Source organism: Chryseobacterium sp. PTM-20240506, from assembly GCF_048296755.1.
GTDB lineage: Bacteria > Bacteroidota > Bacteroidia > Flavobacteriales > Weeksellaceae > Chryseobacterium > Chryseobacterium proteolyticum.
Window position 1 is genome coordinate 4,450,080 of sequence record NZ_CP182581.1, and the last position, 22,608, is coordinate 4,472,687.

The 22,608-nt window shown below is 31.8% G+C and carries 16 protein-coding genes; 11 read left to right on the top strand and 5 right to left on the bottom strand.

Features of this window, described 5'->3' with window-relative positions:
- Window positions 1–281: 281 nt before the first annotated feature.
- Complete coding sequence (locus ACNFU2_RS20040) at window positions 282–2,933, bottom strand: T9SS-dependent M36 family metallopeptidase (protein ID WP_418122855.1); 2,652 nt, start codon at window positions 2,931–2,933, stop codon at window positions 282–284.
- Window positions 2,934–3,501: 568 nt separating this feature from the next.
- Complete coding sequence (locus ACNFU2_RS20045) at window positions 3,502–3,720, bottom strand: PDDEXK nuclease domain-containing protein (protein WP_418124920.1); 219 nt, start codon at window positions 3,718–3,720, stop codon at window positions 3,502–3,504.
- Window positions 3,721–5,078: 1,358 nt separating this feature from the next.
- Here ACNFU2_RS20045 and ACNFU2_RS20050 point away from each other — a divergent pair.
- Both ACNFU2_RS20050 and ACNFU2_RS20055 read left to right on the top strand, forming a co-directional pair.
- Window positions 5,079–5,510, top strand: coding sequence for a transposase (locus ACNFU2_RS20050; RefSeq protein WP_418122857.1), 432 nt, complete (start codon window positions 5,079–5,081; stop codon window positions 5,508–5,510).
- A gap of 43 nt (window positions 5,511–5,553) precedes the next feature.
- The gene (locus ACNFU2_RS20055) at window positions 5,554–5,889 is read left to right on the top strand and encodes a helix-turn-helix domain-containing protein (protein ID WP_418122859.1); all 336 of its coding nucleotides are present in this window, start codon (window positions 5,554–5,556) and stop codon (window positions 5,887–5,889) included.
- Between the two features lie 404 nt (window positions 5,890–6,293).
- On the opposite strand, the gene ACNFU2_RS20060 is transcribed toward ACNFU2_RS20055, so the two are convergent.
- Window positions 6,294–7,748, bottom strand: a complete 1,455-nt coding sequence (locus tag ACNFU2_RS20060; protein ID WP_418122861.1) for a catalase — start codon at window positions 7,746–7,748, stop codon at window positions 6,294–6,296.
- 1,070 nt (window positions 7,749–8,818) lie between these two features.
- Here ACNFU2_RS20060 and ACNFU2_RS20065 point away from each other — a divergent pair.
- The 5 genes from ACNFU2_RS20065 (at window position 8,819) to ACNFU2_RS20085 (ending at window position 13,821) form a co-directional block, all read left to right on the top strand.
- Window positions 8,819–8,989 (top strand): hypothetical protein, encoded by a 171-nt coding sequence (locus ACNFU2_RS20065; protein ID WP_418122863.1) that lies wholly within the window; start codon window positions 8,819–8,821, stop codon window positions 8,987–8,989.
- 69 nt (window positions 8,990–9,058) lie between these two features.
- Window positions 9,059–10,306, top strand: coding sequence for a radical SAM protein (locus tag ACNFU2_RS20070; RefSeq protein ID WP_273651026.1), 1,248 nt, complete (start codon window positions 9,059–9,061; stop codon window positions 10,304–10,306).
- Window positions 10,293–12,467 carry a peptidase domain-containing ABC transporter gene (locus tag ACNFU2_RS20075; protein ID WP_418122866.1) on the top strand — a complete coding sequence of 725 codons (2,175 nt, stop codon included), beginning with the start codon at window positions 10,293–10,295 and terminating at the stop codon, window positions 12,465–12,467. Before ACNFU2_RS20070 ends, ACNFU2_RS20075 begins: the two co-directional genes overlap by 14 nt.
- Before the next feature lie 665 nt (window positions 12,468–13,132).
- The gene (locus ACNFU2_RS20080) at window positions 13,133–13,306 is read left to right on the top strand and encodes an MBL fold metallo-hydrolase (RefSeq protein ID WP_418122868.1); all 174 of its coding nucleotides are present in this window, start codon (window positions 13,133–13,135) and stop codon (window positions 13,304–13,306) included.
- A gap of 332 nt (window positions 13,307–13,638) precedes the next feature.
- On the top strand, window positions 13,639–13,821 hold the full coding sequence (locus ACNFU2_RS20085; protein WP_418122870.1) for a hypothetical protein: 183 nt from the start codon (window positions 13,639–13,641) through the stop codon (window positions 13,819–13,821).
- Between the two features lie 349 nt (window positions 13,822–14,170).
- On the opposite strand, the gene ACNFU2_RS20090 is transcribed toward ACNFU2_RS20085, so the two are convergent.
- Window positions 14,171–14,743: a Crp/Fnr family transcriptional regulator gene (locus ACNFU2_RS20090; RefSeq protein WP_273651029.1), complete on the bottom strand. Its 573-nt coding sequence runs from the start codon at window positions 14,741–14,743 to the stop codon at window positions 14,171–14,173.
- 158 nt (window positions 14,744–14,901) lie between these two features.
- On the opposite strand from ACNFU2_RS20090, the gene ACNFU2_RS20095 reads away from it, so the two are divergent.
- The 3 genes from ACNFU2_RS20095 (at window position 14,902) to ACNFU2_RS20105 (ending at window position 18,429) form a co-directional block, all read left to right on the top strand.
- Complete coding sequence (locus ACNFU2_RS20095; protein WP_418122872.1) at window positions 14,902–16,572, top strand: GMC family oxidoreductase; 1,671 nt, start codon at window positions 14,902–14,904, stop codon at window positions 16,570–16,572.
- Window positions 16,573–16,786: 214 nt separating this feature from the next.
- A complete protein-coding gene (locus ACNFU2_RS20100) occupies window positions 16,787–17,767 on the top strand; it encodes an alpha/beta hydrolase (RefSeq protein WP_418122874.1) in 981 nt (326 codons plus the stop codon).
- Between the two features lie 95 nt (window positions 17,768–17,862).
- Window positions 17,863–18,429: an NADPH-dependent FMN reductase gene (locus tag ACNFU2_RS20105; RefSeq protein WP_418122876.1), complete on the top strand. Its 567-nt coding sequence runs from the start codon at window positions 17,863–17,865 to the stop codon at window positions 18,427–18,429.
- A 212-nt stretch (window positions 18,430–18,641) separates the two neighbouring features.
- Here ACNFU2_RS20105 and ACNFU2_RS20110 read toward each other — a convergent pair whose 3' ends face one another.
- Window positions 18,642–19,247 (bottom strand): Crp/Fnr family transcriptional regulator, encoded by a 606-nt coding sequence (locus ACNFU2_RS20110; RefSeq protein ID WP_273647225.1) that lies wholly within the window; start codon window positions 19,245–19,247, stop codon window positions 18,642–18,644.
- A gap of 1,208 nt (window positions 19,248–20,455) precedes the next feature.
- Here ACNFU2_RS20110 and ACNFU2_RS20115 point away from each other — a divergent pair.
- The gene (locus ACNFU2_RS20115) at window positions 20,456–22,447 is read left to right on the top strand and encodes a hypothetical protein (protein ID WP_418122878.1); all 1,992 of its coding nucleotides are present in this window, start codon (window positions 20,456–20,458) and stop codon (window positions 22,445–22,447) included.
- The last annotated feature ends 161 nt before the right edge of the window (window positions 22,448–22,608 follow it).

Consider the following 22,608-nt stretch of genomic DNA (forward strand, 5'->3'; position numbering starts at 1 on the left):
AGACGAACTTATAAACCCTATTTATTGTAAATCAACATAATATTTTACATGCCTCAAATTGATTCTGATGCCTGGCACACGTATTTTTCTATAGAAAGTAATTAGAGATTAGATTATTCGTTATCGGGATTTACTTTATTCAAAAAAATAACTCCTATCCCTGAAATCACAGATAATGTGCTTGCCAGGATCAAACTTCTATAATGTAGTGGAGAAGGTTAAAAAAGAAAAGCCTTAGAATATAGATCCTAAGACTCCTCCGATCGAATTATTACATTGTATTATTTTGATACAATAATTTTCTGACTGAAATTAATTGCTTTATTTGTAATCTTAACCATATAGGACCCATTGATTAATTTGGAAACATTAACCTTCTGTTGCTGGTTAAGGTTAATATATTCTGTATTAACTAATTTTCCGGTAAGATCATAAATCGCTACCGTCGTAATTCCAGATAGGTCTGTGTTTGAAGGTACTTTTATGCTAAATTCATCTTTGACAGGATTTGGATAGATCGAGATTCCACTGTTGTTAGCAGTAATCGTTTCTTTTGTATCTAGCGTGTTACATTCAGTTGGAATGGTAAAATCTTCAACCTGATCATTAAGCTCAGCTGCAGGATTATTGAAACCCATATAGAGGCCATTCAATCCACCAGGACTTGCATTGACTCCCAATCCTCTTTTTGCAAACGTTTTCCAGATCATACATTTATCAACTCCTCCTGTTGTTGCCTGGTCAGCAGCCAATATAGCATCTCTTCCCTGTATAAAACTTGGGTTACATGGCTGTAGTTTAAGAGCGTCCATAACCAATTGTAATACTTTTGCACTTCCACTATTAGGATCAGCCAATACATTACTGTTATAACCATATTTCTCCACATACTTCCAATTTAGATCCCATAACATTGTAGCCCAAATGAAACCGATACTGTGAACATCTGGTCTTGTAACCGGATAGACACCGCCCAGTACATCATTAACCTTCATCCCGTTAGTCTTGGCATAAGTAAAATTATTAATGCTAAAATCAGGTGAATATTTTGCAGGTCGTATACCAGCTCCATTGATTTGCTCTCCTTTCGTAAAAGTACCCATTCCTCTTGGTATAGAGGCATTATCTCCAGGCCTGTTGGTTACCATTAAAGCAAAAAAATCAGACCACCCTTCTCCCATCTGCTCATTATCATCGATCCATGATAAACAGCTGCTTCCAGTACCAGTCAATCGATTAGAGATACCATGTCCATATTCATGAGCAACTACACCATTATCAAGACTTCCGTCTTTATAAATATAATTCTGCTTATCATATTTCAGCGTTGCATTTACTGTAGTCCCAGCTGTTAATTGATTAACCAAAAATTCGCCTTCTGATTTTCCAATCATAATAGTAGGTATTGTAATTGAAGCATCAGATCCTCCTAAACCGACTGGTGTATCACTGTTTGGATGGTATTGAATAACACCAATAGCTCCGGCTGTCTGAAGATTTTTTGTTTTAAGTGCAAACGCACAACCTCCTGCAGTAGTTACGGCAATTTTCCCAGCCAGGGTTCCTGCCGAAATAGCATTACACGCATTTGCTGGAATTGGCAAAGCCAGATCACCCGTTACCGGAGGATTCCCCTCAAGTGCTGGTCCAAAAGCAGCGGTAGTACTTTTCGGTATTCTTGTTGTGTAGTTTCCCGGTGCATTATAAAAAAGATTCTGCATGTCTTTTGGTTCAAAAAGATACATCTGCATTCTACCACTTGTTCCTTCTACTGCCGGGTTAAAATTTGCATTATTATAAGCTCCTCCATCTCTAGCTTCAGCAAAAACCGGATCATTTCCAGTACCTCCATTAGTAAAATTATTCATCTGAAAATTTCGGGCAGATTCTGTAAAGCCAAACTTATAAAACACATCATGCATTTTATTGGTTGTATAAAACAGATTGGTTACTGCTGCAGAGGTATAATTTTGTGGAGGCAAAGTAATATCCATCGGGAAATCAAATACTCTTGATGCACCTCCATCCGGAGAAAACTGAGGAGTGTTTGTATTATTCTCGTCCGTATATGTATAGGTGTTATTTCCTCTTGTTATGGTGTAATGATTCGTTCCATCAGAATGCCATCCCTCTGGAGAGGCTGTTAGATCCCAGGGATTAGACACCAGAGTTCTGTTTCCAAATGTAGGTCCTTCAACAGGAAATGCAAGCACCTTATAAGAGGCATCATCTGGCACAAAAATAAAATTAGCAGCTGTCTTTTTCAGATTTGCCGGAAGCGAATAAGATTGCGCTGTTTCATTTGTTTGAGATATCTCTAAAGGTAAATGCTCATAAGCATCAGAATGAAAATCACACGAAACAGTTGTATTTTCCTTATACAAAATAGAACCATCTTCAGTACTTATAATCACATTCCACACATTACTTGTTCCTTTTTCTTCAATAAAGAACTGGTATCCTAATTGTAAAATACCTGCTTTTAAGTAGTAAACGGTTGTTGCTTTAATAGGATTTTGTAATGCCTTACTATCCTTAGAAGCGTTCTTATTAACTTTTTTTACTACCTCATCGATCATGAGATCTTTATTGGCATTTTCTTTACCCTTAATACTGGTAGGATAATCTTTGATGAAGGTGTCTGCAAAGCTTAAAACTTCATTTCCACGAACTAAAACATTTGCTGAACTACCGAAAACAGGAATTCCATTAAGAGTCTGTTGTATCCCTACCACATCACCTTTCAAACTTTTAGATGGATCAACATTGATAATCTGAAAAGCTTTCAGTTCCGAGCTCACTTTCTGTAAAGGTCCTTTTGCAGAATTCATATACCCTCCTATAATCCGCTCATATTCTTGGGCAGAAAGAGAACCAAAACAGGCGAGAGAGGATAAAAATAAAAATTTAATAGTAAATTTAATTCTAATCATAATACATCTTTTTTAGTATGCTTGCAATTTATGTATTTTTTTACGAATTAAACATTGAAATGATTAAAAAAATAAATAATTGATAATTTGAATGTTAGTCAAAAAACACTATGAAATTTTAATTTAAAATTATGATTTTATAGTATTTTATTATATAAAGTTTATTATCTGTAAAATAAATCAGATTGCACTTTTTTAAAAAAAGACACCAAAGTCTCCATTTAAGGAATTATACATCATCCTAAAGCCTTCAATTGGACTCCATTGTTCATCCAAAAAGTTATTATCTAAGGAATAGTTCTTGAGAACTTCTTTTTAAGTATTTATTCTCTAGTATATTTAGAGATTTCACAAAGCTAAAAATTATAATGTATAATACAATCTAATATTTCATAATACATGATAATATTATTTTCCGGAATTAATCTCCAAATAATTCATGTAATTTTTGAAGTATTTTTTTATCTGGAAGTTGAGTTTTATATTCTGAAACCATCGTTGGTGAAAGGCTTCTACTTAAAGCATATTCAACAACCTCATTATTTTTTATCTTTACACAACAAAATTCCTATATTTGGATTCTCATGTCCTTTTTTCTTATCTCGATCAAATGCTTAACATAAAAATTAAGCTGCCCTAAATGTTCCGGTTTAAATTTATCTGCTTTAAGTTCAAAAGCTACTAAGCACTGTAGTCCTCGATGATGCAAAAGCAGATCGATATAAAAGTCCGAAGAACTGACTTGTACCTTATACTCTTCTCCCACAAAAAGAAAATCCTTGCCTATTTAAAGAATAAAATCTTTCATTTGATTTATCAGACCTTTTTTCAAAACATTCTCAGGGTGGTATTAGATTGATTATATATGAAAAAGTGAAAACAGTTTAAAAGTATAGGAGATCTCCTAAGTATATTATGGGGATAATTTTGTACATATCTTACATTTTCCAATTTTAGAATAGACCGAGTTGCTATTGGATAATATTTCTTTAATGTATTGCAAAATTTACTTTCCCAAATAAGAATTTAAGAAAATAAATATTCAAAATTTTCCCATAAATCTTAATGAGATATCGAACTTTTAATAAATAATGGTTTAAAGCCTAGTAGCGCTTTTGAGACAATTTAATCGTAATTAGCTCAAAATTCTTGTTGAAAATCGAGCTAAAAATAATCAATATTTAACTATTTGATAATAGATTTTTATATGCATAAAAAAAGAGACAACCACTTGATAGTTGTCTTATTACTTACTATAACCGAAGAGATGTCGAAACATTTGGTGCAAGATTTGGAAAGAATTTTAGAAATTAATAATCCTGCCATGTGACCATGAAGAGGGTATTTTCAAACATTTTTATCGATGATTTAATTCGCTTGATCCACATTAAGCAAGAGTTATTTTTCTTGTAGATTAAATTGTTTTCAATCTATTTTTATATATTTAAAATTGGAATGATTTGTCTATCGTTTACTTTGACTTTGACTAGCTTTTATTATTGGAAGCAGATATTTACTAAGATGTGATAAGAAAAATTCCACCTTCTGAATTTATTATGCAATTAAGAAATCATGATCAATCACACCAATCGTAAAATATTTATTAACAACCTTTTATTTGATATTAAAAATGCATTACAATGATCAGTATAGCTGTTAGTATTCGCGAATAATGACAGTCCTTTCCTTTCTAAAACATAAAATTTGGATTAAATTTGTGTCAATAAGTTTAAAAATGTAATCCATATTTTGTGATTCAGATTATGATTAACATTTGGTACTTTTTCCATAGTTATTTTTTTTGTAAATCATTTTTAAGTTTACATTAGACAGCCATTATATAATGCTAATGGCTGTCTTAAAAAACTTTTGCCAGTAATTAAATAATATGGCTTTCATATTAATTGAAATGTTGAAAAGTTTAAATATATTTTGTGGTTTTTTATATCAATATTTGGTGATGTAATGTGTAGGAGATATCCTAATCTGAGACCTCTTAAAAAGAGGTCTCATTCTTTATGAAATTTGTAATAAGATAAAGTGTAAACTCAATAAGTATTGTAAATGAAATTTTCATTAGAAGTATATTTTCTCCCAATAAGCTGTAACAATTAAAATGAACATAAATTATTAAATATATAACTAATGCGAATAGATTTAAAAAATATCAAAGTGGGTTACTTAATTTCTGAAAGAATAAAAGAGTGCGATATTGATATTACACGTATTTGTGATTTTTTTAGTTGTGAGGAACCTGAAATCGAAAAAATGTGCCAAATGGATAGCTTAGAAAGCGATACCCTTCTTAAATGGTGTAAATTACTAAAATATGACTTTTTTAGACTGTATACACAACATCTCATTCTGTATTCTCCACCTGCCTCCAGAGATAAACACATTAATGCTAAATCCGACATATTACCGACATTTAGAAAAAACGTCTATACCAAGGAGCTAATATCATTTGTTATGGAACAATTAAACAATGGAGTGATGGATACAGAGCAAATTATTGAAGAATATAGGATTCCTAAAACTACCTTGTTTAAGTGGTTAAGTAAATATAAAAATTTTTGAGTAAGCTTCATCCAATCATTATATTATTAAGAAAACATTGAATATGGAAAAACAACAATCGCCAAATTATATCAGAATTTATAAGGATATTATACAAACTAAATATCCTGAGAAAGAGGAGAAGTGCTCTTTTTTCTTGAAAAAAGCTAAATTAACAACAAGGGAAGTTCTTCAGCTAAATAAAATTATATTTGAAAAGGAAAGCTTCTCAGAAATTAAATTAAGTAATAGTAGATTTAGGTCTTATGATCAAGAAACAATTTGGTATATTTTGGATCATCAAAAAAAATATAGACTTAACAACTATCAGTTAGCTGAACATTTTAAAGTAAGTAGAAACACCATCACCAGTTGGAAGAAAAAATTTTTTGTTAAATAGTATTCATTGATACTATTATAATTTATTATTTACCTTCTTCAAAGATTAATTTTTCTAAACTTTTATACTTAATTGATTTTATTATCATATTCTCAACCAGAAGTTGTTTGGTTGTACATGTTTATCAACTATGGAAGCGTTTAAATTATAGTTCAATAGAATTGATGCTTAAAAAATGATCCGGAGCTGATGTCCATCAGTCCGGATTCATTTTAAACAAGTACTTTATCAATTTAAAACGTAATTTTTCAACTATACTACTCTTCAAAATTAGGTTTTAAGTCGTCGCTGATTCGATTTATTATGTACTAAATCCCGCATGTAAAAAAGTGGTGTGATGATTTATATTGCGTTAATAAGAACTGATCCAGCGGATTATAGAGCTATTATGACATCCCAATTATTCATTCCCAAACTATGTTCATAGATATATTTAATTCCTTAGCTATTCCAATTGCGTATTCAGGATCAGCTTTATGACAATTTCTGATATGACGTATTTGAATAAACTGTTGTGCGTCTTTGATCGCTTCAGCGGTATTTTTAAATAAAAGTGATTTTTGCTCTAAAGACATTAATCTGAAGAGATTACCTGGTTGGGTGAAATAATCATCATCTTCACGATGGTCCCAATGTGTTGCATCGCCAATAATTTTTAAAGGAGGTTCACTATGATCTGGTTGTTGCTGCCATTGCTTATAACTGTTTGGTTCATAGGAGGTGGTTGCACCATAATTCCCATCTATGCGCATTGCTCCGTCTCTGTGAAAAGAATGGTATGGGCATTTGGGAGCATTAACAGGTATTTGATGATGATTTACCCCTAAACGGTATCGTTGGGTATCACCATAAGAGAATAGTCGTCCTTGTAGCATTTTATCGGGTGAAAAGCCGATACCAGGAACAACAGAAGCTGGATTAAAAGCTGCCTGCTCGACATCACTAAAATAGTTCTCAGGGTTTTTATTAAGAATAAGTTCACCAACTTGAATTAACGGATAGTCTTTATGAGGCCAAACCTTGGTCAAATCAAATGGATTAATATGGTAATTATAAGCAGCTTCTTCTTCCATAATTTGTACAAACATAGTCCATTTAGGGTAATTCTTAGCCTCAATATTTTCAAATAGGTCGCGATGATGGCTTTCTCTATCTGAGGCAATAATTTGATTGGCTTCTTCATTTGTGAGGTTTTGAATACCTTGTTGTGTTTTCAAATGGAACTTCACCCAATACCTCTTTTGGTCATCACTTATAAAACTAAATGTATGGCTACCAAATCCATCCATGTGACGATATGATTTAGGAATACCACGATCACTCATTGTAATGGTAACCTGATGTAATGCTTCAGGGAGCAATGTCCAAAAATCCCAATTGTTGTCCGGGCTTCTCATATTGGTGCGAGGATCTCTTTTTACCGCATGATTTAAGTCAGGAAATTTTAATGGATCGCGTAAGAAGAAGACTGGTGTATTATTACCTACCAAATCCCATATTCCTTCTTCAGTATAAAACTTAATAGCAAAACCCCTAATATCCCGCTCCGCGTCAGCAGCTCCGCGTTCTCCAGTTACAGTGGAGAAACGGACAAACAATGGAGTTTCCTTTCCGACTTGGGAGAATAAGTTTGCTTTTGTGTACTGTGTAATATCGTGTGTAACTTTAAATACACCAAACGCTCCAGAACCTTTGGCGTGCATTCTTCGTTCTGGAATTACCTCTCTATCAAAATGCGCCATTTTCTCTAAAAACCAAACATCTTGTAGTAATGCCGGACCCTGTTTTCCTGCGGTCAATATATTTTGATTATCCGATATGGGTGCGCCTGTTCTGTTTGTTAATTTTAAATCTTTCATTTTTTATTTAAAATGTTTGATACAAAAGTATTTTATTTTTGGATTGGTTTACTATGGCAGTTTTTGTAAATTCTGATAGTCCAGATTGTAAACTATGATGATAACACACAATAATTTTTTATAACCAAAGTAACTTTCAAAGGATGTAAAACTCCAAAGAGAAAAGCGGATTATATATCGTGTAATAAAGGTGGTTATATTTCTTCTTCTTATTGGTATGGTGAAGATAAAATTGGAAAGTATGTTATCCGTGAATTGCATCGTTGAATCTCTTTAAAGTCTATTGAGTCAAAATATTTTCATCAAAAATTTGGTTTGATAATGTTACAGGTAAGGAAATAAAAAAATTGGGAGGTTACTTATATAACAAAGTATTTCCCGAGCTAAGGAAATAATTATGTTATATAACGGATAGACCTACATCCTAAAGTTCGTTATCACCTTTCTATAACGGCTTTACGGACCATAAAAGCTATGTAATAAACATATGAGTATTAAAAAGCATTTGTTTTATAGTCGGTTAAAGCCTATAAGAGGAGATCGCCTTTGGCTCACTATTCACATTTTGTCTTTCAGACACATATTCTTTATAGTCGGAAAAAACATTCGTTTTTTATAGCCCTGTCTATCAAAGGAAAAGTTGCGCAAAAAAGAAAGTTAATAGAGAATCAGTCGAAGACAAGTAAAATATTATGGATTAAGGATAAAATCTATTAACATTTAGTTTCAGCTTACAATCACAAAGATAATTGCCTATCAAGTGCATGTTAGTACTAAAGGGAGGCTTAAGGGGAATCCTTAAAACTGATTTATTTAGAATGGATCTAAATATAAATAATATATCACGTTATTGTGAAAAATTTATTACATTTATAAAAATATTTCAAATGGGTTGCTAATTTTTATCAAAAAAAATTACCCCTAAAATTGTTCACGCATTAGTTACTGTAACGGTGATAGTATAAAATGTAAAAGGAATTTGTATAAAGTTACTCTATCAATACAATACCAATAAATAATCTAATGTATTAAAACTTCGATTAGAGTTATTAATCTAAAATTTAATCAAAATGAAAAAATTTTTTTTAACAAAAACAGACAAAACTAAATTAAAAAAATCTGTTACTAAGTTTGACAATCAAGTTTTATCTACTGCTGCGCTAGATATTACAAATTCCAAAGAAAATGTTATAGGAGGAGAATGGATTAACGCGTTTGGACAATGGTCTAGGAGATTTTAATTAAAGGTACTAACTGAATTTTAGAGGGTGGTATTTTGTCATCCTCTAAATTCGAATTTTAACAAAATTATGAAAGTTGATAAAGTCGTCGTAAAAATAGTAAGCAGATGCAATATTAATTGTAGTTACTGTTATATGTATAATATGGGAGATACTTCCTATGTAGAACAACCAAAATTTATTGATATTTCAACCAGTAAAAATTTTTCTAGGAAAATGCTAAAACATTGCCTAAAAAATAGTATTAAGGATTTTTTCATCATTCTTCATGGTGGTGAACCATTACTTATGGGTAAGTCTAGGCTTGAGGAATTTATTGAGTGTTTTTCTATTTTTAAGGATAACTATATCAATGTGTTTTTTTCAATACAGACGAATGGAATATTAATAAATGATGAATGGTGTAATATTTTTAAAAAGCATGAAATTCAGGTTGGAATCAGTTTGGATGGGCCAAAAGAAATCAATGATTTATTTAGAGTTGATAAAAAAGGTAAAGGAACACATGATAAAGTAATGAAAGGCATTCGAGTACTTGAAAGAAATAAAACTTCTTTTGGAATACTATCTGTAATGAATTCTAATGCCTCTGCAACTACAATATATAATAATTTTATACAATCCAATATAAAGAGTTTTGATATTCTTTTTATGGATACCAACCATGATCATATTAAAGTAAATAATCAATTTTCTAGGTCAATGTTTGATTGGTATAAGGAACTGTTTGATCTTTGGTTCATAAACAAAGAAGATGTTGTAATTAGGATCTTTGACATTATAGTAAAAAAGATTTTAGGACAAGAGATTGAAATAGATATCTTGGGAACATCAGAAAATAATGTTTTAGTACTAGAAACTAATGGAGAGTTAGAAGCGGTTGATATTTTGAAAATATGCGGTGAGGGATTCACTAAAACAAACCTGAATGTCAATAATAATATTGAGATTGATGATGTTGCGAAAAATAATTTAATTAATGTATATTATAATAGTGGTAAAATGTTGGCCAGGAAATGTTTGGCTTGTCCAATTATGGAAGTATGTGGGGGCGGTTATATTGCTCACAGATATAAATCTTCAAATGGGTTTAATAATCCCTCTGCTTATTGCGATGATTTAATTAGGTTAATTACTTATATTCAAAATACCGTAATTGATGCAATGCCTTATGAACTTAAACAGGAGACTCAAATTGAAAAATTAACATATAAAGATGCTATCCGAAGCATCAATGAAGCATTGCCAACAATCCCGGAACCTACCTATACTAATCTATTGGAGAGTTTTCGTAAACCTGATTATGAAGTTATTTAAAAAGACTTTTCCTTTTCTTAGACAATTGGATAGTCAAGATTGTGGAGTAACCTGTATTAGGATGATTGCTAAATATTATGGAATTAATATTTCAAATACTAATCCTGTACTTGTAGAGAGTAATTTATTAAAACAAGGAATTACTATATCAGATTTAAATGATACTGCAAAAAAATTAGGATTTAATACCTTAGTAGTAAAGTTAGATTTTGAAAAGATGATAAATAATGTTCCACTGCCCGCTATCTTTTTTTGGAATCAAAATCATTTTATAATAGTATATAAGGTTGTAAATAAACAACTATATGTGGCCGATCCAGGTTTTGGGAAAATAGTATATTCCCAAAAAGAGTTTTTAAAGGGATGGGCGCAAGAAAGTGATGAAGGTATTGTTTTATTGTTAGATCCAACAGAAAAATTATTTGATATACGAGAGAAAAAAAAAAAGAAAAATGATTTGCAATATGTAACTCAATACCTCGTAAAACATAAAATACAACTTTTTTTAATAGCTCTAACCTTATTAATATCCTCCTTTATAGAACTAATTTTCCCTTTCTTTACCCAGAAAATTTTAGATAAAGGGGTAGTATTAAAAAATATTTCTATCATCTATCTAATTTTAATTGCACAAATTTTAGTGTTTGTAAGTCGTATAGGATTAGAGTTTTATCGTTCATGGTTATTTATTCATATTAGTAGCAGAATTAGTTTATCAATTATTTCTGATTTTCTAGTAAAATTGATGCAGTTGCCATTAAGATTTTTCAACAGTAAAAATATTGGAGATCTGATTCAAAGAATACAAGATCATAATAGAATTGAATCATTTTTATCGAAAGATTTAATTCAAACTGTTTTCTCATTTTTTAGTATTGTAATTTATATCTGTATTTTATTTTACTTTAATATTAATGTTTTTTTAATTGTTTCTATAGGAACTATTTTAGAACTTTTGTGGATTTTTAAATTTTTGCATAAAATAAAATTACTAGATCAAAAGACATTTACCCTAGAAATAAAAGATAAAAATAAGATTTATGAATTAATTAGTTCCATGCAAGAAATAAAACTTAATAATTTAGAAGAAAATAAACGTAACGAATGGCAAAAGATCCAAACTAATATCTATTTAAATAATATTAATAAGCTTAAAACTACTCAAAAATATGAAAGTTATAGATTCATTGGATTCTTTCAGACTATATTAGTTATTTTTGTGTCATCAATTGCAGTAATGAATCAAACATTAACCATTGGCAGTATGTTGGCTATTATGTTTATATTGGGAGGTATTAATGCCCCCATCGGACAATTGATAAACTTTGTATTACAATATCAATTAGTAAAAGTAAGTTTTGAAAGATTAAATGAAATTCATAATAAACCTAATGAAGAGAATCTAAATAAAATTTCATATTTGGAGGACATCAAAGATATAAATATCGACAACATTTCTTTTTCTTATGATAATTCAAATTACATATTAAAAAACATCTCTTTAAAAATTCCAAAAGGTAAGACAACTGCTATTGTAGGAGTTAGTGGAAGTGGTAAAACCACACTTTTGAAATTAATTCTTAAATTCTATCAGCAACAGCAGGGAACAATTTTAATAAATGATAATACCTTAGAGGAAGTAGAAAATACTTTTTGGAGAAGTAAATGTGGAGTAATATTGCAAGATAGCTTTATTTTCTCTGATACGATTTCATACAATATTTCTTTAGAAGAAAACGCTAATCAAGAAAAAATATTGAATGCTATTCGATTAGCAAATGTTAATGACTTTGTTGATAAATTGCCCCTTGGATTAAGCACAATCATTGGTTCAGAGGGTATTGGAATAAGCCATGGACAAAAGCAAAGAATTTTAATAGCAAGAGCTATTTATAAAAATCCTGATTATCTTTTTTTTGATGAAGCCACGAATTCTTTAGATTCAAATAATGAGGTAATTATAATTAATAATATTAATCGTTATTTTAATGGGAAAACAATGATTGTTGTTGCACATAGGCTATCAACTGTAAAAAAGGCAGACCAAATTATAGTTTTAGACAATGGAAGGATAATTGAAAAAGGAAATCATAATGAATTGGTAAAATTCAAAGGAAAATACTTTGAACTTATACAGAATCAACTTGAATTGGGCATATAAAATGGATGGTAAATCAAATAAAAGTTTAATAGGGAAAATTCCACATTATCTTACTGTTTTAGGTGTTATTTTGTCAATAGTAAGCATTCTATCTTTAATTTTTGCTTTTTATATTCTCTTTCAGTAACTATTTTCATCAAAGTTTGCTTGATATTGTTACAGAGCAAATAAATAACTTCAGAGGTTATTTATATGACAAAGTATTTCCGGATTTAATAAGTAATTATGGTAAATTGCGAACGACTTACATAATTACAAACATAATGCATTAAAGTTATGGCAAAAGTTAGTAAATCCGCCATGTAAAAAACTGGTTCTTTATTAATATAGATTAAGGAGAAATTTATATAAAAAATTAATTTTCGACCTTTAAATTAAATACAATTTTTTATGGAGAAAAAAGCACTACGCAGCTTTTAATATGGATAGTATTACTTGTAATAAATGGTAAAATACAGTCACAGGTCAAATTTGATCTTGAGGAGCAGAGTACGTGAACAAAAAACACTATAAAATCGAGAAGTCTTACCAGATATTTCGAGTGATTCTACACCGCTTTTAGAAAAGAGTCTGGTAAAAATAAATGACAATCTATACAGACGCACTAGTGGTACATTACCAGCACTGCATAGTGGGTTAGTACTTATTACTAAAAAGTTGCAGTTGTGATTGATCCTACCGGAACACAAGCTGCTATTTGGCTACAATCTGAGATCAAGAAAAGATTTAAGGTAAATGTAAAGTATGTTATTCTAACGCATGCTCATTATGACCATGCAGCTGGATCCCAAGTATTTCAGCGGTCTGGGGCATATGTTATTATACAAGAAACGGATTAGAGCCTATTATCGGAGAAAAATTACCAGTTGCTATCCCGGATGTTGTATATGATAGGGAAATGCAAATCAAATTGGCGGGTGAATTAATATTACTTAAGCACATTGCGCCAAGTCATTCTAATAGTATTTCTGTAGTTTTGTTTCCAAATCATAAGGCTTTACAACTGACTGATGTAGGAGAATCTAAAACAATGCCATACAATGATTTTCTGGATTTTTATTATGACGGTTGGTAGCTACTTTAGACTGGCTTTACAGCAAGATGTTGATTATATTGATGTTGGCATTATACACTTACGACAAAAGATGATATAAGAAATGAAAAAGTCTATATGGTAGATCTTCATCAACAAGTATTAGATTTAGTAAGAAAAGGAGAAAGTTGGGATCAACTTTATCGTAATATCAAATTTTCGGATGACGTGAAAAATTGGGGTGGATTTGAAACAATGAATAAATTAAATATTCTTGGAATGTATCGTTGGGTGATTAACCATAGAAGAGGACTTTGGTAAATTTGAAACTATGCTATGCCTACTGATTTTAATTCGGAGCAACAAGTTAAATAATGAAATTTTAATTTTTTTTCGCTAATTTTTATCTATTTGTAACAAACTTCAAATTTTCATTTTATTTCAGTTTATTGATATATAAATATCAGTTTTAATTCTTATCATTTTTTGTTAGAATTTCAGTTGATAGGGGCATTGAAACTCTTATCTTGTTTGGTTAAAAAATAAATGCAACAAATAGATATTTCATATTATTTCGTAGCATTTATTTTTACGGGATTTCTAATACCTATATTTTCCATGTCTGATTTAGCTCAGTAATTCTAAATTATAAGAAATTGTCTAGTAGTAATTACATTTTTTTACGGAGGTAGCTTAGATGTTCGGGAGTCATATTAAGATAAGTAGCAATATCCTTAAAAGAAATATACTCGGATAAGTTAGGGAATTGTTGTAAAAAATTGTCATAACGTTCTTGTGCAGATAGTGATAACATTTCAACAACTTTTTTATGTTGAGCAATTAAAGCCCCTTGATATATTTTTCTGAAGAAAGTCTCCATTATTGGATGTTGAGATAAAAGTTTGTCATATGAATTTTTTGATATTCGAAGCACTTCAGTATCTACTATTGCCATTATTGAATAATCTGAAACGGTTCCGTTAAAAAAGGAATTTAAATCTGAAGCCCACCATTGTGGGGGAAGAAATATTATTGTGTGATCTTTTCCATGTTTATCAGTATGATAAGTTTTAACACAGCCAGAAATAATAAAATATTGATAATTACAGACTTCACAAGGAATTTGTAAATAGTTTTTTTTTTCGATTTTCTGATATTCAAATGATTGGATAAGTGCTAATTTAAGTTCTTCATCTGTTTCTATATAGTTTCCTACATAGTTTAGAAAAAAATCGTTAGGCATAATGATTATTTTTATATTATACGTTCGTACAATTACAAATTTTATACCATCAGGCAGGCCTACTTATTGTAAAAAGCCGTCATTTGATCTCTTAAGAATTATTAAGAAGTAATTAGTAATTGATAAATAATTTTGTTTCAAGTTTTAAAAAGATACATATGGAACGAAGAGAAGCTATTAAAATTGGTGCATTAACGATGGCTACAGGTTTAATAGGAATTACAACTAATGCTATGAAAAATACTCTAGATAATTTTGGGGTAGATTTGGATTATGATAATAATCAGGAAGGTGATTTTGATGAGGATAAGCCTTACGATTTTATTATTGCAGGAGCTGGGTCAGCGGGTGCTGTATTAGCAAATCGTTTATCAGAGGAAAAGAAGTGGAAGATTTTGTTAATAGAGGCAGGATTGGATTTTAATCCCGAAAGTAATCCGGAACTTATTTATAGTAGCAATATAATTGCTGCAAATTTGGATAAGAGATATGATTGGGGTTATAAAAGTACTGAACAAGAATATGGTAATGTTATTATTGCACCAAGAGGAAAAGGAGTTGGAGGCAGTTCTAATATCAATGGTGCAGTAGCAGTTCGAGCTTTAAAATTTGATTTTGATCGTTGGACAAAAATGGGACTTGAAGGTTGGAAATTTGATGATGTACTACCATATTATAAAAAAATGGAAAGTACAGAACATGGATCAGATAAGTGGCATGGGAGAAAAGGACCTTTTCCTATTCATCAAATGGAAAAGCATTATATAACGCCAGTGCAAAGTGCGGTTGTTGATACTGCAGTTGCTATGGGATATAATGAAGTTATGGACTTTAATGATCCGAATGAAAATAATGGAGCGGGTCCTATTCCTATGAATGTTATTAATGGTGTACGTGTAAATGTAGGGATTGCTTATCTTAATAATCAAGTAAGAAAACGTAATAATCTCCATATTTTAAGCGAAAGCTTAATAGATAAAGTAATAATAGAAAAAGGAAAAGCAAAGGGTATTTTATTAGCAAATGGGAAGCGAATTTTTGGGAGAGAAGTAATACTATCTTCAGGAGCTTATGGTAGTGCTGCAATTTTAATGCGATCTGGTATTGGACCAGCGAAGGACCTAAAGGAGTTGGATATTGATGTCGTTTTAGATGCCCCAGTTGGAAAGCGTTTACTTGACCATCCTTTTTACTGGATGAACTTTGCGGCAGTACCGGAGAAAAATACAAGAATACATCCTGTAGTAGGATCGCAGCTCTGGACTAATTCTACTAGAGCTTCCTCAAAGAATGAGCTTGATATAGCTATCTCACCATCACATTTGGTAGACCCTTCTACTAGCCCTACAAAATCAATATTTACTCTTGGATTGGAACTCATGAACTGTGAGTCAGAGGGATCAGTTAAATTGGCGAGCAAAAATCCAGCTGATATGCCGATTATCGATTTTAGGCACCTAACATCAGAGGAAGATATGTTACGGATGATAGAATGTTTTAAAATTGCCCGTAAAATGGTTACAGTTAGTCCATTAAAGGAGTTTTATCATAGCGAAATTTACCCAGGCTCTGATGTTCAAAGTGATGAACAGATTAGAAAAGCCCTATTAAGTGGAGTATCCACACTCCAGCATCCTTGTTCAACAGTTCCAATGGGTAAAGAAGGAGGTGAGAATTCAGTAGTAGATGCTGAAGGACGTCTATATGGTATACAAAATCTAAGAGTTGTTGATGCTTCTATATTTCCTGAAATTCCTCTTATCAACTTAAATCCTCAAGTTATAATGGTAGCAGAAAAGATAGCGGATAAAATTAAAGGTAAAATTTAATTAAACAAAGTTACAAGAGCAAGATTAGAGGTTACTGATTAATAAGGTGGATGCTTTTATTAAATCCTTATAAATGAATTTTCTTGACACTAATTTATCACACTCTCGAAACTCAGAACTTTCAGGGAGGGTTGGAAAGAAATAGTTAATGGAACTTTTGTATAGGATTATGATGAAGTAAAATTACATTAATAAATTCAAGTATAGCGAACCTATGGATAAAATAAACCGGCCTATTGAAAATGATTCAAATATTTTGAAGGATATTCGGTCTTTTCTTATAAAGATGAATAGTGAAAATCACAAAACAAATGATGAAATGAGTATAGAAGATACTAGAGATATGCTTATTAAAAGTAGTACATCTATGAACTTTGATTACTCAGATATTGACGTTTTCAATATGGATATTCAGCAAGACGGGATATCTATAAATATTAATATTGTAAAGCCAAAAAAGGCAGAAGAGCAACTTCCCGTATTTATGTTTTTTCATGGTGGCGGTTGGGCTTTTGAGGATTTTTTAACTCATAAAAAATTGGTAAGGGATCTGGTTGTTGAAAGTGGAGCTGTAGCAGTATTTCCAAATTATACCTTGTCTCCTGAAGTAACATATCCTATTGCTCTTAATCAAGTATATGCTGCTACAAAGTGGATTTCTTTTCATGGAGACAAAATTGGGGTTGATGGGAAGAAATTGGCTGTCGTTGGAAATAGTGCAGGAGGAAATTTAGCAGCAGCAGTAGCTTTAATGGCGAAAGATAAAAAAGGGCCTAATATTCTGTATCAGATTTTATTATGGACTGTCACCGATTCTGATTTTTCTCGAGAGTCATATAAAAAATACGGACAAGATAGGTTTTTAACGACTGAAACAATGAAGTGGATGTGGGATAATTATGTTCCTGACCTGATTAAAAGAAAGGAAAAGTATGCTTCTCCAAATCAAGCATCTATTGAGGAGTTGCAAGGGCTGCCTCCAGCGCTTATTCAGATTGCTGAGAATGATATACTTTATGACGAAGGAATAGAATATGGTCGAAAGCTTGACGAGGCAGGAGTTGCAACTACAATTACTGTTTATAAGGGATTAATCCACGATTATGGTAAGTTAGAACATCTTTCACATATTCAGTCTGTTAGGGATTCTGTTACACAGGTAGCAATAGCTCTTAAAAATATACTTTTTAAGTAAAAAAAATGAGTTGGGCTATTTGTATTTATTCCTATCTGGTAGATTTTATTAAAATATGAGTACAATTAATATTAAGGAAAACAGCAATAAAAATTATGGGAAAAGTTATAGGAATTCTTGCAGGAAGTTTGCATAGAGATTCATTTTCAAAAAAAATAGCAAAAACAATTAAATCCTTTGTCCCGCAGGAGGGATATGAATTTAAAATTATTGATTTGGAAGGATTACCCGTGTACAATCAAGATTTTGATACCGATAAAAATATCCCTTGGGCTATTGAAAGATTTAGGGCAGATATGCAAAGTGTAGATGGTGTTATATTTGTAACTCCGGAATACAATAGATCTGTTCCCAGTGTTTTAAAAAATGCAATTGATATAGGCTCAGCACCATTCGGAAAGAGTATTTGGAACGAGAAACCGGCAGCAATTTTCAGTCATTCTCCTGGGAATATTTCGGGTTTTGGAGCTAATCATCATTTAAGACAAAGTCTTGTATTTCTTAATATGCCAACCATGCAACAGCCAGAGGTTTATATTACAAATAGTGATGCGCTGTTTTCTGTAAATGGAGTTATGATTGAAGGCAGCACAAAAGATTTTGTAAGGAGTGCAGTGAACTCTTACATTAAATGGTTTGAAAAAAGCTACAGTACTATTTAGATTACTATCGGAAGTGTCAAAAAGAAGAGATAGAGAGATGCTACTTTTCACAAAGTTATTTAAGACCCCTGCTATTCTGGGAATTCTTGTTCTTAAAATAACTTATCACTTTAAAATTGAAAATAACCAATAATACAAAAACGGTTAATAGCCTTTTGTATTATTGGTTTATTTTTTCAATAATTATTATTAAAAAGTAATATTATATTAGATCAAGTGCTAGCAAAGCTGTTTTTTTCGTCGTTAAGCATCTTTTTACGTAGAAAACTTAAGTGCTCCGGTGTCATATTTAGGTATGAGGCAATATCTTTATACGAAACATGTTGAATAACTGAGGGGTATAATTTAAGAAAATTTTCATATCGTTCTTGGGATGTTAAAGAAAGGATGTTTACCAGTTTGGTCTGTTGCGTTGTGAGTGCTCCTTGCAATATATTTCTGAAGAAAGTTTCCATTATTATATGATTAGCCAATAGTTTCTCAAATGAGGGTCTTGATATTTGTAAGACTTCTGTTTTCATAATTGACATTATTGAGTAATCTGAATGTAATCCATTGATAAATGAATTCAGATCTGAGGCCCATAGTCCTGGGGATAAAAATGAGAGAATATGATCTTTCCCATTTTTATCCGTATAGTATGATTTAAGACATCCTGAAATAATAAAATATATAAAATTACAAGGTTCTCCAGCTAATTGTAAATGAGTTTTACTTTTTATTTTCCTATATTCAAAAAGCTTAGTAAGAGATACTTTTAATTCATCATCTACTTTGATATATTCTTCGACATGCTTTAAAAATAATTTGTATACCATTTGTTATTGTTTATTATATATACTGTACTTAGGTTATTATGACTAATAATTTATCATATCTCTTTTCAATGATTGATCAACAAGATTCTATTTAATGGAGTACTGTTATTTTAATTTCTAATATAATCCCTATATAGTCAGATAAGTTGTATAAGAAATAAATTATATCAGGCTTAAAGTATTTAATATGCTATATGATACATATTTGCCTATGATATTTAAATTTAGACAAAAAGATGATGTACTATCCTTAAGATATCTTAAGAAAATTTAAGCTCTATGGGTAAAACAATATAAAATTTTTGCGTAGCAATATCTATTCAGAATATTTGTTTCTAATTAGGGAAATTATAAATTGTTATTAATTAGCTTGTTAGTGCAAATGATCGGAAGCAGATGAATGCAAAATAGATAATCATTTAATATAATGAAAATTATATTTTAAGGATGGAATTATTAATTATTCATTCTGAGACTGGGCTTATTTTTAAAATAATCTTATCTATCTAATGAGTTTGAGCAAATTCATAAGTATTAAGTTGTGGTTTCTTTGCATAGTATATTCTAACTAAAAGGATAATTTTGACAAAAGTAAAAATCACTTGTATTAGTTAAAAGCAAACTAGTATCACATTAATATCACTTATTGGATTTCATAAGATTTCTATGATGGGAATGAATGTATAAATGACGACCTTTAGCTAGTTTACTTTGTTCGTAGAACTTTGAAGCTTTTTATCATATATTTTCAGGGCATATTACCATTATCAAAGAACTTATTTTGGAATAATTGTAATAATGAATAAAATTTATTTCCTGAATTTGTGATTTGACATGAATTTTATTTAACTTTACATTATTCTGTTATGAAAAAATAATGGGTTTTCTTAATTGTACTATAATTGTTAATGATTTCTGTTCTTAAGAAATCTTAAGAGTATTTGAGCTGTATCGTAGTAATTTTGCAAAAGATATTACATAGTAGTGACTAAGGATATTTTTTTTGATCAATATGGGAAGGGTAATTTTTTCAAGTTCATTTTGATCTTAGATAGTTCTAATGCGATTATTCATTAAAATAATAATAATCATAGTCACAAAAGCTTAAAATTACATCTATAGAAAAATCTTAATTCTAAAAAAGTTAGGTCTTTTCTATACACTTATTATTATATAATAGCAACTTATAATTTAATAAATTATCACAGATGAGAAAAACACTATTACTAATTTTCGGATGCTTTTGTTGTATTGCTTTGAGCGGTCAGGTAGGCATCAATAATACGAATCCCAAGGCTACATTAGATGTAATGGCCAAAAACAGTGATGGGAGTAGCGCGGAGGGTCTTCTTGCCCCTCGTTTAACAGGCGATCAGATTCAATCAGGCAATTCCCGTTATGGTTTGGATCAGGCGGGAACTCTTATTTATGCCACTTCTGGAGTAAGTAGCCCAGATGCTGTAACTCAAAATATTACCACTGCTGGTTATTATTACTTTGATGGTACTGCCTGGCAGGTTTTGGGAGGTAGTGCAGGAGTCTCTGATTATAATATTTATGATTCAGATGGATCTCTTTCGGGTAATCGTCAGGTTGATTTGTCAGGAAAGAATCTTGGTTTTACAGGCGGTAATGTTGGTGTTGGAATTGCAGTAGCGGATGCTTCAGCAATATTAGATGTAAGCAGTACGACGCAGGGTTTTGCTCCTCCTCGTGTTACCAAAGTACAAAGAGATAATATTGTATCCCCAGTTTCCGGTTTGATTGTTTATTGTACAGATTGTGGAGTGGGTTCTACGGGTTGTTTATCCCTGAATTTGGGAACTCCTGCAGCACCTAACTGGAGCTGTGTAGGCTCTACAACATCTTCTACCGTGGTAACTTCCGAATGTACCGGTTTTTCAGGTACCTACACTTCGGGTTCGGCTTTATCAGGAGCCAGTTATAAAGTAACGGTAACGAATAATTCTTTTTCTTCTGCGACGATCAATTTTTCTTCGGGAGATTTGGTTTTAAGTGGTATTACAGGTCTAACGGTTGGTACTCCCACTTTTTCAGGAGGATCAGTAAGTGGGAGTAATGTTACTTTGACTTCTGGGCAAACAGTTGTTATAAGCTATCCTATTACGGGTACTCCGGGAGCCAATGGTACCCTTACGGGTGTCTGGACAAAGCTTTCCCTTTCTTGTACGAGTAGTCAAATAGTAGGTAAGGGTACTGCCCGTTTTACTCTTCCTCAAAACCTGTATGTTGCTTCTGTGGATTTGGGAGGAACAGGAGATGTCCAGGGAGTTGTAGATAACGGATCTAATAAGCTTACGATTCAAGTCCCTTATACTGGAGGGAAAGGTAGTTATGACGCTTATACGAGTGCATGGATTTCCAATAATTCAGGAAGTGGCCAGGGAGGAGACACTAATAAGTTTAGGGTTTCTTATCCTGGGGGAACGTTTAGTAGTTCGGGAAGTATTGCGGTGAGTATTGAGGTAGATGGGGATGGTAGTTTTAATGCCTTAAAGCTTCCCCCTGGAAATACTATGGTTTTGGGAACGCTTCCTTTTGCACATAATGGCATTTATGATGGCGATATCATCATCCATATTGTAACGTGTGGAGCGTTTATAGCACCGGGAGTCTTTAAGGCGTTTATGTGTCATAATTTAGGGGCTGATATGAATGCAGATCCTTTCCAGCCTTCGGCCTCTATTCACGGAGCTAAATACCAATGGGGAGCTAAGACAGGTCAGGCAGGGCGTTATATAAGCCAGGCGGATGATCAGGCTAATAGTGGTGCTATTGGAGGATGGATTAATTCTCCGCTTCCTAATAACAGCTGGTCTGATACAACGAAGACTGCGCAGGACCCATGTCCTTCAGGGTATAGGGTTCCTACAAAAGACCAATGGGAGAAGGTGATCGCTAATAATAGCTTCACTACTACAGGGACCTGGACAAATAGCCCAACGAATTACAGCAGTGGAGGCAAGTTTGGAAATACATTATTTCTGCCAGCCGCCGGCTACCGTTTCTACATGAATGGAGCCCTGAACTACCGTGGCCTCTACGGGACGTATTGGAGCAGTACGCAGGGCTCAAGTGCCTACGCCGCCTACAGCTTGGACTTTGGTAGCACCGGGGGGGTGTATTTCAGTAACACATACCGTACGTTCGGGTTCAGTGTTCGTTGTATTCAGGAATAGGTTTTTATTTTTCATATTAAGCAAATCCTTGGTGGCTTTTGCCACTAAGGTTTTTTTTACTATTTAATGTCCCGGTTTGGGGATAAACTGGATTTTTTCTGAGTGTTACCATACTTAACTTATAGTTGAGCTTTGTTTATCGTGTATTTTTAAGAATAGTC